A 17,423-nucleotide genomic window follows, 5' to 3' on the forward strand; every position below is an offset into this window, starting at 1 on the left:
ACAGCCCCGCGTGCCCATCGCACGCGTAGAAGCGGCGGCCGTCATCGGGGCCGGCACAGGGCTCGAACCACATCACGGCGGCATGTCGGCATGAGTGGTGGTCACAGTCGTGGGGGTCGGTTGTCAGATCCGCCAGCCCCATCCACGCGTGAGTCATCCGTGGAGGCTAGCCGCAGACCGTCACGTGAGGCGTTGCGGGTCGGGCGCGAGCGTGATGGTCATCCAGGGTGCCGCCGCTTCGCGGTAACTGTGCCCGACCGGAGCTAGGTCGGCGCTGCGGGTGAGGCTGAAGATCGTCACCATGATCATGTCCGAGCCGTCGGCGACGGAGGTGAGCTGAGTGCGGCAGCGCTGGCAGGATCCTCGGTGAAGCGTCGGCCAAGTGGAGAAGTAAGTCGGCTCTCCTGCCGGGCCCGTCCACTTCAGGGCGTCCCTGTGGAACCCGACCCATGCCATCGCCGGCGAACCGGACAACCGCGTGCAGTGCTCGCACGAGCACAGGTGGGGATCATCCGGGACGCCGGACGCCTCGTACACGTGATCACCACACTGGCAGCGCCCACTCCACAGGTCGGGGACGACGATTCGCTCGGCCACAGGGACGGCTCCTCTGGTGTGGGAAAGCTGATACCGGAGGCAGTGTGCCGCACCCCGCGACATCGCGCTGGTGTTCGGCACCAGCCGACCCCAACACGATGCCGAGTCCACTCTTGAAGGCGAATATCCGTACGAACCTTCACGGTTCGGGCGTCGCACTACGCGAGAGCCACGCGTGGGCAGCAGGTGCAGCCCCGCCTCCGCTCGCATCGGACACGCCCACGACAAAGCCCCCGGAATCAAGGAGGAATGATTCGGGGGCTTTGCGGAGTACCGCGGGCGAGGTCAGCTCGCGGTGGAGCCGTCGTCGGTGGAGTTGTCCGGGCGTCGGCAACGGGCCGCGACGAGGGTGCCTCCGCCTGTAGCGATCAGGACTCCAGCGCCGCCGATCAACCACGGGGTGGCGTCGGCGCCGGTGTGCGCGAGCGAACCAGCGGGAGCGTGCGCCGCGGTGCCCAACGCGGTCTCGTCGGAGGTCGGAGTACCCGAGGCGGACGGCACCGGCACGTCCTCGTCCTTGCCTGACTTGACCGGGGAGGGCTTGTCGCTCGGCTTCTCGGTGGACTTGCCGGGCGGTTTCTCCGTGGGCGGCGGGGTGGTGGCAGTCCTGGCGTTGGTGACTGTCACGGTCACGGGATCGCCGGGCTTGGCCTTGAACGCCTTCGAAGGCTTGTAGATGTCGTAGCCGGCGGGTGCCTTCACCTGCTTGACCCAGAAGTCGCTGCCCGTACGAGAGTTGATGGGCAGCTTGCCGCTGGCGGTGCCGTCGGAGCCGGTGGTCAGCGTCAGGATGGCCTTGTCGCCGCTGCCGATGTTGACCGTGGATCCGGCCAGCATCTTGCCGGTCTTGTCGTCCTTGGCCTTCAGCAGGACCGAGGCAGCCTTGAACGGAACGACGATCGTCAGCGGCGTGTCCGTGCCGGGGGTGACGATCACGTCCTGGTCGTCAACCGTGTCGTGCAGTGTGCTGCCGGAAGCCGTCTCCTTGAGCCGGTAGACGCCCGGAGCGAGGTCGGGGAAGGTCAGCTTCCCCTGTGCGTCGGTCTTCCCGCGTCCGGCTTCCTGGCCAGCGGAGTCGAGCAGCAGGAACACGGCGCCAGGGAGCGCGTCCCCGGCCGTGTCCTTGGCGGTGATCTCGACGCTGCCTGCGTCCGGGGCCGGTGTCTCGCCGGGGGCGGCGGAGGCCAAGGGGACCGGTTCGGAGGGCTGAGCGCTCGCGGCCGGTGCCCAGGCGAGGGTGCCGGTCACCATGACGGCGACGGCGGCGGATCTGACGAAACGTGCGTGCACGAGAAGGAGGACTCCTTGATCAGGGGGGGAAGGTCATCGGGTTCGGCCAGAGACCAAAGCGGGAGGCGGCGGGGCAACATGTGTGTTGCCGTGCAACTGCTTGACTGTCGTGGTCGCCACGTAGAGGGCGCGACGGGTGGCGACGGGGACGTCCTGGACGGTGCGGTGCAGTGGCTCGGTGGAGATCAGCGAGGCGGTGAAGGCTGCGACGAGCGTGGTGGGCGTGCCGACAGAGAAGCGTGCCGTCCAGTGCGGCTCGCTGGGGTATCCGCCCCAGGACCGCCAGGCCGGTCCGCTGGAGCCGCTGATGGCGTATCGGTGGCGTACGCCGCCGAGTTCTTCCGGGGTGAGGAAGGTCTGTGTGCCGTCGGTCTTGACCTCGTGGCTCCAGCCGCGGGCAAGGAGCGGCGCGTACGCCCCGTGCGGCGCCGTCTCGTCCTCGAACAGCCGGTCTTGGTCGCTGTAGCGGTCTTCGAGGTAGAGGTCGAGCAACTCGGCATGAACGTCGTGCAGCAGCTCCACGGGGGTGGTGGCGTCGAACGTGATCTGCCAGGCCAGCGTGGAGAACGGGGCCCGGTGCGCATTGATCGTCCACGTGCCCTTGCCTGCCATGTCGGGCTGAGGGTCGTAGGTGGTCTGCAGTCTCAGGCACGGGCTGAAAGCCGCGGCCGTGCCTGTGTCGGTCTGGGCGAACGGCCAGCCCTCATCGAAAGGGAAGGCCCACACAGCGCGAGGGTCGGCGGCGCCGGGCCCGGCGAGGTGTCGGGGAAGGACCTGCACGGTCTGGGCCGGGTCAAGGTTCTCAAAGGGGTGGGTCGTCACGGGCAGGGCTCCTGCTGGAAGAGTGCGGAACGCCGGGGCTGGCGGTAACAAACCCGGATCAGCGGGCGCGGGCGCTGCTGGGGGCGACGGGCACGGCGGGAACCGTGTGCGCGGTCCGGCCCGCGGTGCGGCTCGGCGCGGACGCGGTCCAGGCGCCGGGGAACCAGACGGCGGTGTACTGCTCGATGGCGTTGCGCAACCCGGTGGTGACGGCGCCCTCCCACGGCGGCTGCCCGGGGCGGTGGTATGTGTCGAAGGTGCCGTACTGCTTGGTGTTCGGCCGGGTGTTGGTCGCTTCATCGCGGCGGTGGAAGGTGCCGTGATCCAGGAAGCTGAGGGCGACTGCGTCGATCTCGCCGCGGTCCGGATGGACGACCGCCAGGCGCAGGCCGCCGTAGGTGTCCGCGTGGATGGTGCGGCTGAAGTCGATCCGCATCCGCAGGGGCGCACCCGGGGTTGGGGCGGCGTAGTAGGTGTTGCCCACGACGGCGTGGTCGTGGAAGGGGAGGCACAGCTCGGCGAAGAACTCGGGAGCCTGCAGGGACAAGAGGGGTCTCCGGGAGGGGGGCGGGATGGTCCTACCGGCGTGGACCGGGCAGGGCGGGTCGGCTGGTAGTGCTCCAGCGCGGGACGCTGGCCGCGGGCAGGGCGGCCGGGCGGCGGGACGCGACGGCCCGTTGCACGTCGAGTGGGGTGGGGGTCGGCGGTCCGGGCGGAAGGATCGGGGTGAGCTGGGCCATGCCCTTGATGTAGCTGAAGGTGGCCTCGCGCCACCGGGGCAGCGGTGCCGGATCGGCGACGCACTGGGTGACAGCGGTGAGCAGGGCGACGGGGGTGTCAGTGCTGGCCGTGGCGTACCAGACGGGCCGGTCAATGGACTTGCCCGCCCACAGCTGCCAGCGGGTGTCCCGCGTCGTCAGTTCGGTTTCCGGATCGAGGTCGCCGGTGGTGAACTCCATGCCGGCGAGACCGTCCGGGGCCTGGACCGCGAAGACGCCCCAGCGCGGGCGGTCGATCTCCCAGCCCTGTTTCAGGAGGGGGACGACGGCGAGGAAAGGGTCGTGCTCGTCGGTCCCGGAGACCGGCCGGGCGAGGTAGGTATCCGGTCCCTGCTCGTACGCCGTGGCGAGGACGGTGGTAAACGCGGTCACGAACTCCGTGGGGACGCGGTCGTTGAAACAGACCCCCCAGGCCGGCGGCCCGAACGAGTCCTTGTAGGCGTTGATGCGCCAGAGCCCGTCGTCCTCACCCTCGGGCAGGTATCCCAGGCGAATACGCCGATCAGGAGCGCTCACGTACACATTGGAGTCCTCGTCGTACCGGAGGTCCCAGCCGAGGTCGAGGAGAGGCGCGAGGGCGGGATCGCCGGTCCCGGTGGTGGAGGCGAGATGGCGGGGGGAGACGTAGACGTCGCCGTCGATCTCTTCGGTGTCGGGCACGAAAGTCCTGGAGGTCGGGGTGGTGGGTGGCGCGGCATACGGGTCAGGAACAGCGGTTGTTGGCCGGGGCTGACAGCAACTGCTGTTCCAGATCGGCGGGTTGGCCGGTGTAGTGCAGGGTGCGCAGGCCGAGCTCGGCGGCGGCCCGGCCGTTGTCTTCGCGGTCGTCGACGAACAGCACGCGGCGGGGTTCGGTGACGCCGGTGGCGGCGAGGGCGTGTTCGTACGCGGCCGGATGGGGCTTGCACAGGCCCAGGCGGGCGGAGTACAAGGCGTCGTCCATCAGCTCGTGCCGCCAGTCGGTGGCGTCCAGGACGTTGCTGAGGTGGGCCGGGGCGTTGGAGAGCAGCACCATAGGCAGGTCCGCGGCCCGGGCGCGGTACAGGATGTCGAGGACGCGCGGGTCGGTGCGGGTCCACATGGCGGTATCGGCGGCGCGCAGGGTGCGCAGCCACCGCGGGCCGGGGTGATGGCCGAGCACCTTGGCCCAGTAGGCGAGATCGCTCAGTTCGCCCGCGTCGTAGGCGTTCCGGGGTGCCCAGAAGGCGTCTTGGAAGGAGGGGAGGTGTCGATGGGGCCACTCGGCGAGGTCGGCGAGGCGGATCCACATGGCGTTGGTGGGTTGCAGGCCCAAAACGCCGTTGTAGTCGAGAATCAGGGCGTCCACGCCGGTCGGGGAGGCGGAGGTGCGGGTCAAGGGGTGGTTTTCTCCAGGGCTTTGGGGGCGAGGGTGGCGACGGCGGCGGCGAGGAGGGCTGGCAGCGCCAGCGCGTGTGGCAGTGCGGTGACGGTGGCGAGGGCGCCGATGAGGGCGGGGCCGGCGAGCAGGCCGACGTAGCCGGTGACCGCGACGGTGGCGACCGCGCGGGGTCCGCCAGGGCCGGCGGCGGTGATCAGGCTGGGGATGGTGACGGACAGGCCCAGGCCGAAGGCCGTCCAGCCGAGCAGGGCGAAAGCGATGGTGGAGCCGGCCAGTCCGGTGGCGAGGCCGAGCGCGGCCAGGACCGCGCCGGTGCGCACGACGGCAGGAGCGCCGAAGCGGACGGTGAGCCGGTCTCCGGCAAGGCGGCCTGCGGCCATGGCGGCGCTGTAGAGGCCGTACGCCGCGGCGCTGGTCGCGGCGGTCGCGCCGAGGTCGTGCAGGTGGACGGCGGCCCAGTCGGCAGCAGCTCCCTCACCCAGCAGGGTTGCCGCCGCCAGCACGCCCAGCAGCCACAACCGGGGCCGGGACAACCCCACGCGTTCGCCAGAACCCTGTGCAGCAGGGTTGGGGACGGGATCGAGTCCAGAGCTGGCGAGAGTCCGGGTAAGAGCCGTCGTGACACCTGCCGCCGCGGCGGCGCTGACTGCGACGCCAGTGAACACAACGGTGTGCGCGGTGTGGGCCGTGGCCGCGGCCAGCGCGGCGCCGGTGAGGGCGCCGAGGCTGTAACTCGCGTGCAGCCGACCCATGATGGGGCGTCCGTGTGCGCCTTGACAGCGGACCGCTGCGGCATTGGCTGCGACATCGAGGACGCCGTGCGCGACACCGAAGACGAACGCCGCCGCCAGGAGGCTCTCCAGACTGCGGCATGCCCCGAGAACGGCGAGGCAGGCGGCGAGCGCGATGGCGCCGCCGGTCAGCAATGCGGGCAGGCGGGCCGGGTGGGCGAGGCGTCCGCCCGCCTGGAGCCCGGCGACCATGCCGAGGGCGGCGGCCAGCAGGACGAGGGCGAGCCCGCCGGTGCTCACCTCGGCCGTGTTCTGGACGGCGGGCATGCGGGCACCCCAGACGGCCATCACCACACCCAGTCCGGCGAAGTACCCGGTCAGCAGTCGGCGGCTGCGCACCAACTCGGGCGCCGCGATCAGGTTCACGCGGCGTGCTCGTTGGTGGTCAGGGCCGTCGGCGGGATGGGCGCAACCTGGACTTCGAGGTTGCGGTACGCCTGCTGGGCGCGGGCTTCGGCGACGGCGACGTTCGGCCCTGTGGTGATCAGGAAGCCGATGCGGGCGGTGTACAGGTCGCCGCCGTCCTGGGGCAGCACGAGCTGGTCTCCGGGCTGCCGCTGGAAACGCACGCGCTCCACTCCCCCGACGGGTTCCTTCAGGCGGCGGGCGGTGAGGGTGCCGGAGTAGGCGGGGTAGATGATGCGGATCGCCGAGGCTTGGCCGCGGGTGGGCGTCAGGTCCGGTGCCCGGCCGCAGGCGATGTCGGCGGCGGCATGGGCGAGGTCGATGCCGGCGGCGAGGCGGACGAGGTGGCCGATCATGTCGCCGCCGATCCTGGCGTTGACCTCGATCAGCCGGGGTCGGCCCTCCACGAGGCGCATCTCGACGTGCTGCACGCCGTCGGTGATCCCCAGGGCCTTGACCGCGGCAGCAGCGATTGGGGCGACCTGGGCCAGGAGCGGGTCGGTGGCATCGACGGTGTGGCCGGTCTCGTCGAAGTACGGGGCGGGGCCCAGGTGCTTGCGGGTCACGGCGACCGCGGTGGTCTCGCCGCGGTGGGTGACGCACTCGACGGAGACCTCCGGCCCGTCGAGGTACTCCTCGACCAGGACGCCGGTGTCCTCGCGGCTGCGGCTCGCGCCAGCCGAGGCGAACGCGAACGCGGCGGGAAGCTCTTCGGGACGGTCGACGCGGATCACGCCGATGCTGCCGGCGAACGCTGCGGGCTTGATGACGGCCGGGTAGCCCAGGGTCATCGTCGCAAGGCCGGCCTCCAGCAAGGTCCGCGCCTTCATCGACGCGGCCGACGGCACCCCGTGGCGGGCGAACAGCATACGGGCGGTGGCCTTGTTGCGGCAGCCGCGCATCACCTCGACGGAGGGCGAGGGCAGACCGAGCGCGCGGGCGAGGCGGGCGGTGGGGACAAGGTTCCACTCGTCCCAGGTGACCACGCCGGCGAGGTCGTGTCGCTCGGCCAGGGCCCGGCCGCTGGCAAGCAGTGCCGCGGGGTCGTTCAGATCGACGACGGCGTGGTCGACGATGAACGGCTTCTCCCACGACGGCTCGGCGCCGGTGAGCAGGACGACGTCGTACGCGGCGGCCACCTGCTCAAGGCAGTAGCCGCGATAGGTCTCGTCGCCGGGGGAAACGACGAGCACGAGGGGACGAGCGGACAAGAAGGGGTTCTCCGTATCGGTGGACGACAGGACGCGAGGAGAGAGGGGTGTCTCAGGCGGCACGGCGGCGGCGCAGCTCGAACACGCTCGCCCAGTGGGGGTGATCGTCGATCAGGCGACGGGCGTAGAGGGCGGTGAAGTTGTTGTTCAGCCCGGCGACGCCGTAGGGGAGTTGGCGGCGCAGGTCTTCGAAGAGGTCCTTCAAGCTGACCCGTGTGGCGCCGGCGGCCAGGCGGCGGGCGGCCATGCGTTCCAGCGCGCGGTAGACGTGCGGGTTGTGCGCGTCGAAGGCGTGGAACCGTTCGGTGATGGTGCGACCGCTCGCGCGGTTCGTCCCGAGGACGGCGGTGGGCATGAGGTTCTCCACAGGCTGGGGAAAAGCGCGGCAGGGTCAGGTGCGCAGGGCGGGATCGGTGCGCAGGCGGGCGAAGGCGCAGAACAGGCCGAGGGCCTGTAGGGCGGCGCAGGCTGTGATGGCGTGGCCCAGCGCGGCGGGCGGGGTGAGCGCGGTGAGTACGCCGGCGATGGGGAAGGGCAGCAGGAGGATGAGGATGGTCGCCGACAGGGTGCTGCCGAACTGCTCCGGTGGGATCAGGCGGGAGCGCAGGGTGCGCAGGACGACCGTCATGCCGCCGTCGGCCGCCATGAGGACCGCGACCAGGACCAGGTAGGACAGGTAGTCGGGGGCCTGGGCGGCGGCGAGACAGGCGAGCGAGGCGAGGGCGGCGCAGGTGGCGCCGACCGGCCACAGGCCCAGGCGGTCGAGCGCGAACCGGCAGATGGTGACGGCCAGGAGGGTGGCGGCAGCAGCTGCGGACCAGATCAGGCCGACGGCGGTGGTGGACTGCCCGAAGTGCTTGACGACGATCACCGGGCCGGCCGCTTGGAGGAGCCCGGTGGCCAGGTTGGACAGGGTCAGCCCGGTCACGAGCCAGCCGAGCGCGGGAAGCGTGCGGATGGTGCGCCACCCGGTGAGGAGTCCGGCACCGGTCTGCCCCTTAAGGGCGCGGGCCGGGGCGGGCGAGCGGGGTGTGCGCAGGGCGAGCACCGCGGCGAGAAGCGAGAGCACGGTGATCACCGCGAGCATCGGCGGCGGCCCGGCGAGCAGGAGTACCCCTGCAAGGGCCGGGCCGGCCAGGGTCGCGGTCTGGTCGATGCCGAGCAGGACGGCCTGGACGCGGTGGGCCCGTGCGCCCACTCGGCGGCCAGCGGCAGCGCCCGCCGTCTCAGCCGCGATGTAACTGAACTCCGTGAGCACACCGGTGGTCGCCGCGAGCACCATCACGGTGGCGCTCGCGACGGTGCCGGACGGGTGGAGGTGGAGCAGGACCGCGCCGGCGGCGAGGACCAGTGCGCGTCCCAGGGAGGCGAGGTGGAAGACGACGGCCGCCCCGCGCCGGTCGACGATGGATCCGGCCCACCCGAACGCCGCCAGCCGTGGGATCCACTCCAGGGCGAACGCGGCTCCCGTCAGCGCTGCGGAGCGCGTGGTGGCCAGGACCAGCAGTGGGATGCCGTAGGTGGACATCGCGAACGCGAGGGCGTCCGCCGTGCGTGGCAGGTAAATGCTGCGCATCAGCCCGGCGCTAAGGCGTGCGTGCCGGGGTGTGACCGCTGCGCTCACGCGACCGGCTCGGGCTCGGACACCCGGGTGGCCTGGGGGTTGTCGGCCAGCCACTGGATCAGGAGGGCCGAGGGACGGGCAAGGTCCACCTCGGCCTCGTCGCTGGGCAGGCGCCCGGCGGACGGCCGTGAGAAGCCGTCGGCGCGCTCGGTCGCGAGCGAGGGCGCCAGGAGGTCGAGGACGTGTCGGATGCGAGTGCTGAACTCGCAGACCGGTTCCGGGTAGGCGTGACGTCGGGCCCAGCGCGCAACCGCGTCGTACAGGTCGGCCAACTCTGAGCCCGACTCGGTGAGTTCCAGACCGGCGCCGGGCACGACCCGGGCGAGACCGTGGGCGCGGGCCGTTTCGGTAGCGCGGCGCAGTTGGTGGGAGGAGAGGTCGGGAAGGGTACCGGCCAGCCGTCGCGGCTGTATCGCCCCGTTGTCGTCGATCTCGGTGACCAAGCGGATCAAGGAACGCGACGCCAGCAGCTCGACAGCGTTACGTACTTCGGCAGGGGTGAAGAAGGTGGTCATCGGCGCGGACCTCCCGCCTGGATGGCCGCCTTCGGGCGGGCGGTCGTGGCATGGGAGAAGAGATCGCGGTTGTGCCATGCCGGAGAGGACTCACCCGTCCGTGCCTGCGGAAGCGCCGCGGGGGCAGGCCGGGACTGGGTGCTGACCCATGGCCTCGGCGCGGGCTTCGCCTGCGGGTGCCCCCAGACCGGGTGCTGGGCCGCCTGGTTGAGGGGCTGCCCGGCGGACCACGCGGACAGGGCGCCCAGAACGGGGCCCAGGCCGTCGCCCGCTGCGGACAGCCGGTAGGGCATGCCGATGCCGTCGGTGTCGACCAGGCCGTCGGCGACGAGTTGTCGCAGCGGCGGGTACACGTTGGTCCCGTCGCTGCTGGGCATCACGATCCGGGCCAGGGCCCGCCCGCTGACCTCCTCGCGGGACTTCAGCACCCACAGGATGGCAGCGGCGTGACGTCGGGTGAGCAGGGTGAGGCTGTCCTCGATCTGCTCGATCGCGGGCAGCGGGCGGTCCGCCTTCTCCAGATGTTCATCGGCCCAGGTGACGATCACCAGCAGGACCGGCAGCAGGGCGACGCCACGCTCGGTGTGGCGGTAAGTCACATGCCGTGCGGTGTGTTCGGTGCGCTCGACGAGTCCGGCGTCACACAGTGACTTGAGCTTGGGGTGAAGCTGGCCGTTCTGCAGCCAGGACACCTTGGCCGCCAACTCACTGTAACGCAGCGGCGGGCCGGAGAGTGCCAGCAGGATCCTCACGTTCCAGCGCGGGGTGATCATGGCGAGGGCCTCGGTGACCCGGGCGATGTCGGCGTCGGTGTCAGGGGGCAGAGCGGTGATGGCCAAGTGAGGAACTCCTGGGTGAGGTGAGGGAAATCGCCTGCGGTCAGCGGCTGTGCGCCGTGCTCTGAGCGGGATGGGGCGGAGCCGGTAGCGGCGGCGAGGGCGCCGGTGGGGACGAGGCTGAGGCCGGGACACGGGCGAGGCTCTGCAAAACAGCGGCGACCGACTTGGCCTGGACGTCGCGGACTGCGACGGCTTCGGCGAGTCGGCGGGAGCCGTCGAGCAGGTGGGAGACCTCGTGCTGGCCGATCTGCCGCTCGGGGTGGATGAGCCGGGCGAGTTGGTCGCGGTGGACGTCGATGCTGCGCTCGGCGAGGGCGAGGTCATCGTGCATGCCGAGCAGGGCGGAGAGCATGCCGGGCGGCTGCTCCTGGGCGTGGGCTTCGAGGTCGGCGAGGGGCGCGCCGTACAGGTCCTCGATCCGTCCGGCTATCTCGGTGGACGTGAGGTGGGGCACGCGGGGGCTTTCAGGGTCAGCGGGCCCGGGCCGCCCCGGCACGCAGGGGTGCCGGGGCGGCGGACGGGGGCAGGGTTGCGGTGGCCCTGAGCTGCGTCGTGCGGACGGGCCGGGCCCGCTGGTCGGGCGAAGGCATGGTGCGCAGCAACTCTCCGAGGGCTGCGCGGTAGCCGTCGCGGGCGTCGAGCGCCGCCTCCAGCCACTGCGCGTCGAAGCGGAGTTGGTCCGCCGAGAGCTCGCCCATGTCGCGGTCCGGATCCATGTCCGCGTGTACGCGGTCGCGGACGCGGGCGACCTGCTCCTCGGTCAAGGCCAGGAAGGAGCGCAGTTCCAAGGCACGGGCGAGCGCGGGAGAGGCGTCGGGTCCGGCAGCCGCCTCGTGCAGTTCGGGGACCGGGTTCCCGAAGACCTTCTGCAGATCGGCGTCCATGGTGCTGGTCTTGAACCGGCTCATCGGACGGGCCTTCCCGCTCGCCATGCGGACGCCGGTGCGGGTGTGCCCGCGGGTCGGTGGGGGGCGCTGGTCTGCACCGCCGGACCGGATCGGGGGCGAAGCCGGGCGAGCCGTTCGGCGGCGAGGTCCTTCTTGCCCGGAGCGTCCGGGTCGAGGAGCCATCGCACGACCAGGGCCCTGCCGTCGCGTGCGGTGACGGCCGCGTTGACGCGGTGGGCGAGGCCCATCGTTGGGTCGTCGACCTCGCTGGGCTGGGTGTCCAGCGCGGCGAGGAGGTCGTCCTCGGCGTGGTCGAGCACGGACTGGGCCTCGACGAGAAGGCCGTGCCACTTGACGACGTCGGTGGCGTCAGGATTCGCGGTCGGCGCGGCGGCGACCGCGGCCTTCAACTGGTCCATGTCCATGGCGAAGCGCGCTTCGATCCGTTCGGTGAGAACGCCCACGACATCCTCGGCGTCATCGGATATGCCGTCGGACAAAAGGAAAACTCCTGTTCTGGAAAGGCCGATTCCTGGAGGGATGTGAGGGGCGGCCGGACCCCAGCGGCTCAGCCGCCTATGGGCACCTGCTGAATTCCTGTCAGTCCAGGCACATACGGGTGTCGCGGTAGACGTAGGTGCCGGAGACCCAGCCCTTGACGCCGGTGGTCTTGTCGGTGATGTAGAGCCAGTTGCCGCTCTTCTTGTGCACGGTGAACTTGTGGCTCTTGTAGAGCACGCCGACCGCGGTGGACTTCGAGCTGGCCTTGGAGCGGATGGTCACGGCGGATGCGTGGACCTTGTACGGCAGCGGCGGCAGGTCCGGGCAGGGGGTAACCACCGAGGCGGCAGCGGCGGGAGCCGCGCTCGCGGGCGCAGTGGACAGGACCGGGAGTGCGAGTGCACCGAGCATGGCCGCGGATATGGCAATTCGGGTGGAGCGCATGCGGAAGAAACCTCCGTGAAGGCATAGGGATTGCGTGGATGGGCGCCGCGGGGTTGTCCCGGCGGCTGTATAAGAGTCCGGAGAATCGCCGGTTTGGCTAACCGGCGATCGTCGGCTATGTTGCGCCGCGCCCGGTCGGCTCGGGCGTTTAGCGCGAGCGGCCGGGCGGGCGCGGAGCAGGGGCCTTCGGCAGGGCGGCCGGGCGTGTGGCTGCCGCTGCCGGGCGGACCGGCGGCAGGGGGCCGGCCTCGCCGGTGAGCCGGTCCTCGCACCACTGCAGGGCCTCGTCGACTGTGGCGAAGCCGCCCTCGCGCAGGGTGTGGGTCCAGGCGTCGGTGTCGACCTCCTCGACCACGACGCGGAACGGGGAGGGAGAGCGCTCGTCCAGGGCCCGCAGGGCCACGACGGTGACCATGTCGTCCGGGTCGTCGCTGGTGTAGGAGTAGCCCATGGCGTAGTGGTCGCCGTCGCCCGCGAGGCGACGCTCCAGCGCACGCGTCGTCTCGTCGGCCGACGGTGGGCCCAGCTCAGGGTTGAGGCCGATGGCGTCTGGCGGGCAGCCGCGGTGGATGAGCCAGGACTGCGCCATCGCGGGCAGCGGCAGCGCGGCCTGCTCGAAGTCGAACGTCTCTTTCCCCTGGTCCCGCTCCAGGTGAACGGCGATGTACTGCGGCATGCCTGGATGCCCGTAGGTGGCGGTGCGGTCGAACAGGACGTAGTAGCTGTGCGCGCCGTTGGGAGTGTGGTGTTCGGCGAGGGGGACGAGCATGTCCTCGTGCACGGCGACCTGACGGTAGAAGTCGCGGTACTTCTCCTCGTCGGCGTCGAAGTCGTCTAGCTCGAAGTCGACTTGGGGTATGGGCGTCCGAGCCGGCGCCGGTTCGGTGGGAGACAACAAGGGCCTTTCGGTGGAGTTCAGCGCCGCTGTGCCGGGTGGACGGCCGCGTGACGGACCGGGCTGGGAGCTTCGGTGCCTGGGTCGTGGGCGTGCGTCGGGCGGCGAACAGCGCGGCGCGTCCGGCGTCGGTGAGTGCGACGGGCTGGCCGGCGTGCACGGGGTGCCCGGTGTCCCGGACGACCAGGCCGGCGTTCTCCAGCCGCTGCAGCTTGGCGTGCGGGATGCGGGTGCCGGAGGGAGCAGTGACGGACAGCCGTCCGGTCAGCAGGTGTTCGTAGAGCTTGGCGCCGCCGGCGATGGCGAGCAGCGCCGCCTGGTCATCCGTCGAGAGCGGCTTCGCGCCGGGCATCGAGGCCACCGCTGCGGCCTCGACGGGCTCCAGGGCGGCGAGCACTTTCCGGGCGGCGGCGTCCCGCGCGCCGGTGGCCTCCTCCAGCTGGTCCACCGTGCGGTCGATGCGCGTGAACAGGGCGTCATCGACGTCGAACTCTCCGCTGGACAGACGGTGCAGGAGGCGGAGGTAGAAGGTGACGCCAGTCTGGGTCTTGGCCAACTCGCGGTGCTGGTCGACCAGATGGGCATGCGGCTCGTCGAGGACGCCGCGGTCGCGGTAGGCCCACAGGGTGTCGATGGTGTGGCCGGTGACGGCTTCGAGGCGATGGTCGAGCGGGGAGACCGCACGCCGACCTGGTGCCGGCGCGGGGTCAGGGGGCATAGGCGACGCTCCGTGCGTTCAGCGAGTGTGATGGTGCGCGGGGTTCTGCGCGGGACGGGGCAGGCCCGGCAGTGCGGTGGGCGGTGGACCGGGCCGGGGCGCGGGAGTGCGGGCGGTCAGCTGCGGGGAACGGGAGCGGGCCGCGTGGGTGCGGGCGCTCAGCGGCCGGCGGGTCATCCCCAGGCGGCGGCCGACCTCGTCGTAGACGTCATTGCCCGCACGCGGCCGGACCGCGACGACGTGAATCTCCTTCGGGTGCGCGGACTCCGCAGGCGCCGGACGGACGCCGTAGACGACGCGCCAGTCCTTGCGGGAGTCCACGAACAGCTTGCGATAGCCCTCCAGGTCACCGTCGAGGCGCAGCCCGAAGCGCTGCGCGTTCACGACTTCCTGCAGGTAGGCGAGGGTGAGGTCGCGGATATCGCCGGGGGCCTGGAGGAGGTCGGTCAGCGCCCGGGGGTCGAAGCTCAGTCCGAAGGCGGGCTGTCCCGCTCCCGTGGTCATGACGTCGGCTCGTCCGGCTCGGCGGCCCCGGCGGCCTGCGCCGTGAACGTCGTCTGCGTGCGCACGGACGGCGGCGGGCCGGGCAGAAGACGGTGCGCGGGCCGGTCGGGAGAGGTCATGCAGGCCGACAGCGGCCCGCCCGGTGCGCGGATCGCCGCGACGGCGTGGGTGAGGAAGTCCCGGTGCCACACGAACAGGCCGGAGAGTCCGGCTTCGGGGTCCTTGTGCTGCTGGTACGCGAGCCACAGGGCGTGGAGCCAGGCCACGACATCGTCGTGCTCCTGCCACTGCAGGCACCAAGGCGCCGCGGTGGTGACCTCCGCCCCGTACACCGGTAGGAAGAAGTCGTCGACCCAGTCCGACAGAGCGTCGAGTTCGTCCTCCCTCTCCTCCCCGTCAAGTTCCAGGATCGGGCGGGGTTCCGGCGGAGCGGCGGCAGGCGGACCGCCGAGCCCCGGCATGCCGAACGCCGCGAACGGCGATCCGCTCGGGGCCGGGGCGGACGCGAGGTGGTCCAGTTGCTGCGCCTGTTGCGCCGACTGCTCCATGAGCCGTCGGACGCTCGCCTCGATTCCCTCCAGCTGCGGATCGGGTACGCGAACCGGCTCCAACTCCCCATCGTCAGACGGTTTTGTGGATTCGGGCATGAAAAGTTCGGCCTCCTACAAGACGCGGAATGAGAGAAAGACGGAAGCGGCGACACGCGGGCCGGGCAGCCAGATAAAAGTCCGCTCCACCGGATTGCCGCCTATGGCGTCGATGGCCTTAGCGTGGAGCGCTCTCGCGTCAAGCGGTGAGAATCACGTCGTCTTGCGTGAGGGTCTCGCGGATCGTCTCGGTGAGCCGGTCGGCCGCAATCGACGCGTAGTGCTCGGTCTTCTCCACGCCGATGAAGTCCCGGCCTTCCAGCAGGGCGGCGACGCCCGTGGAGCCCGAGCCGGCGCAGAAGTCGAGCACCGTGCCGCCCTCGGGGCTGATCTTGACCAGCTCGCGCATCACCTCGACGGGCTTCTGCGTGATGTGCTGGCGCTTCGCCCCCGAGGGCTGCGAGGCGGAGTACATGCCCGGTAGATAGACCGGGTTGCGGGAGCCGTCGATCGCTCCCTTCGAGGCCCAGACGATGAATTCACAGTTCTGGGTGAACCGGCCCTTCTGGGGCCTGGCCTGCGGCTTGTGCCAGGCCAGCACTCCACGCCACAGCCAGCCGGCCGCCTGGATCGCGTCCGTCGTGACGGGAAGCTGGCGCCAGTCGGTGAACAGCAACGCGGTGCCGCCGGTGCGGGTCAGGCGGTGGGCTTCGGTCATGATCTGCGTCAGCCAGAACCCGTACGACCTCTGGTCCATGTTCTCGCCGGTGAAGTCCGGCAGGGTGTGCTGGGCGTCGGCGGAAGTGTATTTCTGCTTCGCGGAGCGGGTGGTGCGCTCCTTCGCGGTCCGACCCCCGCTGTTGTACGGAGGATCGGTGATGACGGAGTCGACGCAGTCGTCCGGAAGGTCAGCGAGAACGCTGAGGGCGTCGCCCTGGTGCAGGGAAAAAGGCAAAGAGGAACCCCTATTCGGGTGCGGAAGCGCGGAGGGAACTCACCGCCTCGCACAGGAGTCCTCGCGGGCCGGAAGTGGGCATGCAGAAGCCCAGGGCCGCAGACCGAGGAAGGCGAGGGGGGAGTCCAAAAACTGTAGAGGCGAAAGCGCCGACGACCAAGAAGTGCGTGGCCGAGGTACCGGTTTCCGGCACCTCACGCCGATTTTTTGGTCAACCGCCGATCCGCGCCTACTGTTTTTGAACCGCCCGGCGCACACCGCCGCTGGCTCACTCCCCTGCCACACCTGACGGAGATACCCCCTGCCCCGGCACACGTAGCTCACGGCCCGGCCACACGGAGCGAGCGGCAACTCGATCCGCACCGGCCCGCCTCCGATCGCCCACCCCTGCCGCCGCGCCCTTCCACCACGCACGCGGCACGCCGGACACCGCACCCCCCAAGGACACGTTCATGACGTCTCGCTACCCACCCATGCCCGAAACCGCTGACCGGCGAGCGGTCCGCTCGGATTGAAGGGGCTCGCCGCCGGCATCGGCGTCGTCTTCCTCTCTCCGATCCTGATCGCCGGTACCGGCATGATGCTGGCCTCCTCGGCCGACGCCGTGCAGAGCAGCGGCTCCTTCAGCAGCTGCCTGAGCGGCATCGACAGCGACAAGGTCGCCGAACAGGTCACCAAGATCCTCGACGGTGCCTCCGGCAAAGACGTGCACGTCGAGGGCCTGGACCTGCCCGCCGAGCAGGTCCCCAACGCACAGACGATCGTGGCCGCCGGCCTCTCCCTCGACGTCCCCAAGAAGGGACAGATCATCGCGCTCGCCACGGCGATGCAGGAGAGCCGACTGCGCAACCTGAACTACGGCGACCGCGACTCCCTCGGCCTCTTCCAGCAGCGCCCCTCCCAGGGCTGGGGCAACGCCGAGCAGATCCGCGACCCCACCTACGCAAGCGAGCAGTTCTACAAGCACTTGCTCAAGGTGAGCGGGTGGCAGCAGATGACCGTCACCCAGGCCGCCCAAGCCGTGCAGAAGTCCGGCCTGCCGGACGCCTACGCGCAGTGGGAGAACCTGGCCACCGCGCTGCAGGAAGCCATCGCCAGGACTTTCCCCGGCGGCGGCAACGACGCGGACCAGGCCAAGCAACCGTCGACCGGCACGAGCGGCTGCGCTCCGAGCAAGGACGGTTCCAGCTTCGGCCGCATCCCCGAGGGGAGCATCCCGAAGGGTTACTCGATCCCCAAGGACGCCGATCCGAAGGCCCGCAAGGCCATCGCCTGGGCAATGCAGCAGCTCGGCACGCTCTACCAGTGGGGAGGGTCCTGTACGAACTCGCACGGTCCCGACCCCATGGGCCGCTGCGACTGCTCCAGCCTGATGCAGCAGGCGTACGCGCATGCCGGCGTCACACTAACCCGCACCACATACACGCAGGTCAACGAGGGCAAGGCGGTCTCGCCCGCCCAACTTGAGCCCGGTGACCTGATCTTCAGCCGCGGCAGCGCCGCACGGCCCGAGCACGTCGGCATGTACATGGGCGAGGGCCTCGTCATCGAGGCACCGCGCACCACCAAGCCGGTCCGGATCACCCCGATCAAGGACTGGACGATTCTCGCCGCCCGCCGCGTCCTCTGATACCGGCCAGGGCGCGACCGCCCCGGCACACCATCTCTGACCGAGATCCCCCCAACAGTACGGAGCATC

Annotated in this window: 21 protein-coding genes; 1 reads left to right on the forward strand and 20 read right to left on the reverse strand. The window is 70.8% G+C overall.

Annotated elements, in window-relative coordinates:
* Positions 1-180: 180 nt before the first annotated feature.
* The 20 genes from SCAB_RS10405 to SCAB_RS10500 form a co-directional block, all read right to left on the reverse strand.
* Complete coding sequence (locus SCAB_RS10405) at positions 181-597, reverse strand: GFA family protein (RefSeq protein ID WP_231884952.1); 417 nt, start codon at positions 595-597, stop codon at positions 181-183.
* 285 nt (positions 598-882) lie between these two features.
* Positions 883-1,887, reverse strand: a complete 1,005-nt coding sequence (locus tag SCAB_RS10410) for a SpaA isopeptide-forming pilin-related protein (RefSeq protein WP_013000031.1) — start codon at positions 1,885-1,887, stop codon at positions 883-885.
* A 33-nt stretch (positions 1,888-1,920) separates the two neighbouring features.
* A complete protein-coding gene (locus tag SCAB_RS10415) occupies positions 1,921-2,709 on the reverse strand; it encodes a DUF317 domain-containing protein (RefSeq protein WP_013000032.1) in 789 nt (262 codons plus the stop codon).
* A 58-nt stretch (positions 2,710-2,767) separates the two neighbouring features.
* Positions 2,768-3,256, reverse strand: coding sequence for a hypothetical protein (locus tag SCAB_RS10420; protein WP_013000033.1), 489 nt, complete (start codon positions 3,254-3,256; stop codon positions 2,768-2,770).
* 31 nt (positions 3,257-3,287) lie between these two features.
* Positions 3,288-4,148 (reverse strand): DUF317 domain-containing protein, encoded by an 861-nt coding sequence (locus tag SCAB_RS10425; RefSeq protein WP_013000034.1) that lies wholly within the window; start codon positions 4,146-4,148, stop codon positions 3,288-3,290.
* Between the two features lie 43 nt (positions 4,149-4,191).
* Positions 4,192-4,845, reverse strand: coding sequence for an HAD family hydrolase (locus SCAB_RS10430; RefSeq protein ID WP_013000035.1), 654 nt, complete (start codon positions 4,843-4,845; stop codon positions 4,192-4,194).
* The gene (locus SCAB_RS10435) at positions 4,842-6,005 is read right to left on the reverse strand and encodes an MFS transporter (RefSeq protein ID WP_013000036.1); all 1,164 of its coding nucleotides are present in this window, start codon (positions 6,003-6,005) and stop codon (positions 4,842-4,844) included. Before SCAB_RS10435 ends, SCAB_RS10430 begins: the two co-directional genes overlap by 4 nt.
* Positions 6,002-7,255: an ATP-grasp domain-containing protein gene (locus tag SCAB_RS10440; RefSeq protein WP_231884956.1), complete on the reverse strand. Its 1,254-nt coding sequence runs from the start codon at positions 7,253-7,255 to the stop codon at positions 6,002-6,004. The genes SCAB_RS10435 and SCAB_RS10440 overlap by 4 nt, the downstream gene beginning before the upstream one ends.
* A 52-nt stretch (positions 7,256-7,307) precedes the next feature.
* Positions 7,308-7,610 (reverse strand): hypothetical protein, encoded by a 303-nt coding sequence (locus SCAB_RS10445; RefSeq protein ID WP_041669028.1) that lies wholly within the window; start codon positions 7,608-7,610, stop codon positions 7,308-7,310.
* A gap of 36 nt (positions 7,611-7,646) precedes the next feature.
* Positions 7,647-8,879 carry an MFS transporter gene (locus tag SCAB_RS10450; protein ID WP_013000039.1) on the reverse strand — a complete coding sequence of 411 codons (1,233 nt, stop codon included), beginning with the start codon at positions 8,877-8,879 and terminating at the stop codon, positions 7,647-7,649.
* Positions 8,876-9,394, reverse strand: coding sequence for a hypothetical protein (locus SCAB_RS10455; RefSeq protein WP_013000040.1), 519 nt, complete (start codon positions 9,392-9,394; stop codon positions 8,876-8,878). The genes SCAB_RS10450 and SCAB_RS10455 overlap by 4 nt, the downstream gene beginning before the upstream one ends.
* Positions 9,391-10,233, reverse strand: a complete 843-nt coding sequence (locus SCAB_RS10460; protein ID WP_013000041.1) for a winged helix-turn-helix transcriptional regulator — start codon at positions 10,231-10,233, stop codon at positions 9,391-9,393. Before SCAB_RS10460 ends, SCAB_RS10455 begins: the two co-directional genes overlap by 4 nt.
* A 40-nt stretch (positions 10,234-10,273) precedes the next feature.
* Positions 10,274-10,687: a hypothetical protein gene (locus tag SCAB_RS10465; protein WP_013000042.1), complete on the reverse strand. Its 414-nt coding sequence runs from the start codon at positions 10,685-10,687 to the stop codon at positions 10,274-10,276.
* A 16-nt stretch (positions 10,688-10,703) separates the two neighbouring features.
* A complete protein-coding gene (locus SCAB_RS10470; RefSeq protein WP_041669029.1) occupies positions 10,704-11,141 on the reverse strand; it encodes a hypothetical protein in 438 nt (145 codons plus the stop codon).
* Positions 11,138-11,620 (reverse strand): hypothetical protein, encoded by a 483-nt coding sequence (locus SCAB_RS10475; RefSeq protein WP_013000044.1) that lies wholly within the window; start codon positions 11,618-11,620, stop codon positions 11,138-11,140. Before SCAB_RS10475 ends, SCAB_RS10470 begins: the two co-directional genes overlap by 4 nt.
* A 100-nt stretch (positions 11,621-11,720) precedes the next feature.
* Positions 11,721-12,032 (reverse strand): SH3 domain-containing protein, encoded by a 312-nt coding sequence (locus SCAB_RS10480; protein ID WP_013000045.1) that lies wholly within the window; start codon positions 12,030-12,032, stop codon positions 11,721-11,723.
* A gap of 181 nt (positions 12,033-12,213) precedes the next feature.
* Positions 12,214-12,963 carry a hypothetical protein gene (locus tag SCAB_RS10485; protein ID WP_013000046.1) on the reverse strand — a complete coding sequence of 250 codons (750 nt, stop codon included), beginning with the start codon at positions 12,961-12,963 and terminating at the stop codon, positions 12,214-12,216.
* A 733-nt stretch (positions 12,964-13,696) separates the two neighbouring features.
* The gene (locus SCAB_RS10490; RefSeq protein ID WP_013000047.1) at positions 13,697-14,182 is read right to left on the reverse strand and encodes a hypothetical protein; all 486 of its coding nucleotides are present in this window, start codon (positions 14,180-14,182) and stop codon (positions 13,697-13,699) included.
* A complete protein-coding gene (locus tag SCAB_RS10495; RefSeq protein WP_013000048.1) occupies positions 14,179-14,730 on the reverse strand; it encodes a DUF4913 domain-containing protein in 552 nt (183 codons plus the stop codon). Before SCAB_RS10495 ends, SCAB_RS10490 begins: the two co-directional genes overlap by 4 nt.
* Before the next feature lie 238 nt (positions 14,731-14,968).
* Entirely contained in the window at positions 14,969-15,724 is a 756-nt protein-coding gene (locus SCAB_RS10500; protein ID WP_013000049.1) for a DNA-methyltransferase, read from the reverse strand.
* Positions 15,725-16,235: 511 nt separating this feature from the next.
* On the opposite strand from SCAB_RS10500, the gene SCAB_RS10505 reads away from it, so the two are divergent.
* Positions 16,236-17,354 (forward strand): C40 family peptidase, encoded by a 1,119-nt coding sequence (locus tag SCAB_RS10505; RefSeq protein WP_013000050.1) that lies wholly within the window; start codon positions 16,236-16,238, stop codon positions 17,352-17,354.
* The last annotated feature ends 69 nt before the right edge of the window (positions 17,355-17,423 follow it).

It is taken from the genome of Streptomyces scabiei 87.22, assembly GCF_000091305.1.
Classification (GTDB): Bacteria; Actinomycetota; Actinomycetes; order Streptomycetales; family Streptomycetaceae; genus Streptomyces; species Streptomyces scabiei.

What these genes read in the sequence shown, in the direction of transcription:
- SCAB_RS10470 (WP_041669029.1), bottom strand. Translation starts at nt 11,141, where the DNA reads ATGAGCCGGTTCAAGACCAGCACCATGGACGCCGATCTGCAGAAGGTC.
- SCAB_RS10480 (WP_013000045.1), bottom strand. Translation starts at nt 12,032, where the DNA reads ATGCTCGGTGCACTCGCACTCCCGGTCCTGTCCACTGCGCCCGCGAGC.
- SCAB_RS10455 (WP_013000040.1), bottom strand. Translation starts at nt 9,394, where the DNA reads ATGACCACCTTCTTCACCCCTGCCGAAGTACGTAACGCTGTCGAGCTG.
- SCAB_RS10495 (WP_013000048.1), bottom strand. Translation starts at nt 14,730, where the DNA reads ATGGAGCAGTCGGCGCAACAGGCGCAGCAACTGGACCACCTCGCGTCC.
- SCAB_RS10445 (WP_041669028.1), bottom strand. Translation starts at nt 7,610, where the DNA reads ATGCCCACCGCCGTCCTCGGGACGAACCGCGCGAGCGGTCGCACCATC.
- SCAB_RS10490 (WP_013000047.1), bottom strand. Translation starts at nt 14,182, where the DNA reads ATGACCACGGGAGCGGGACAGCCCGCCTTCGGACTGAGCTTCGACCCC.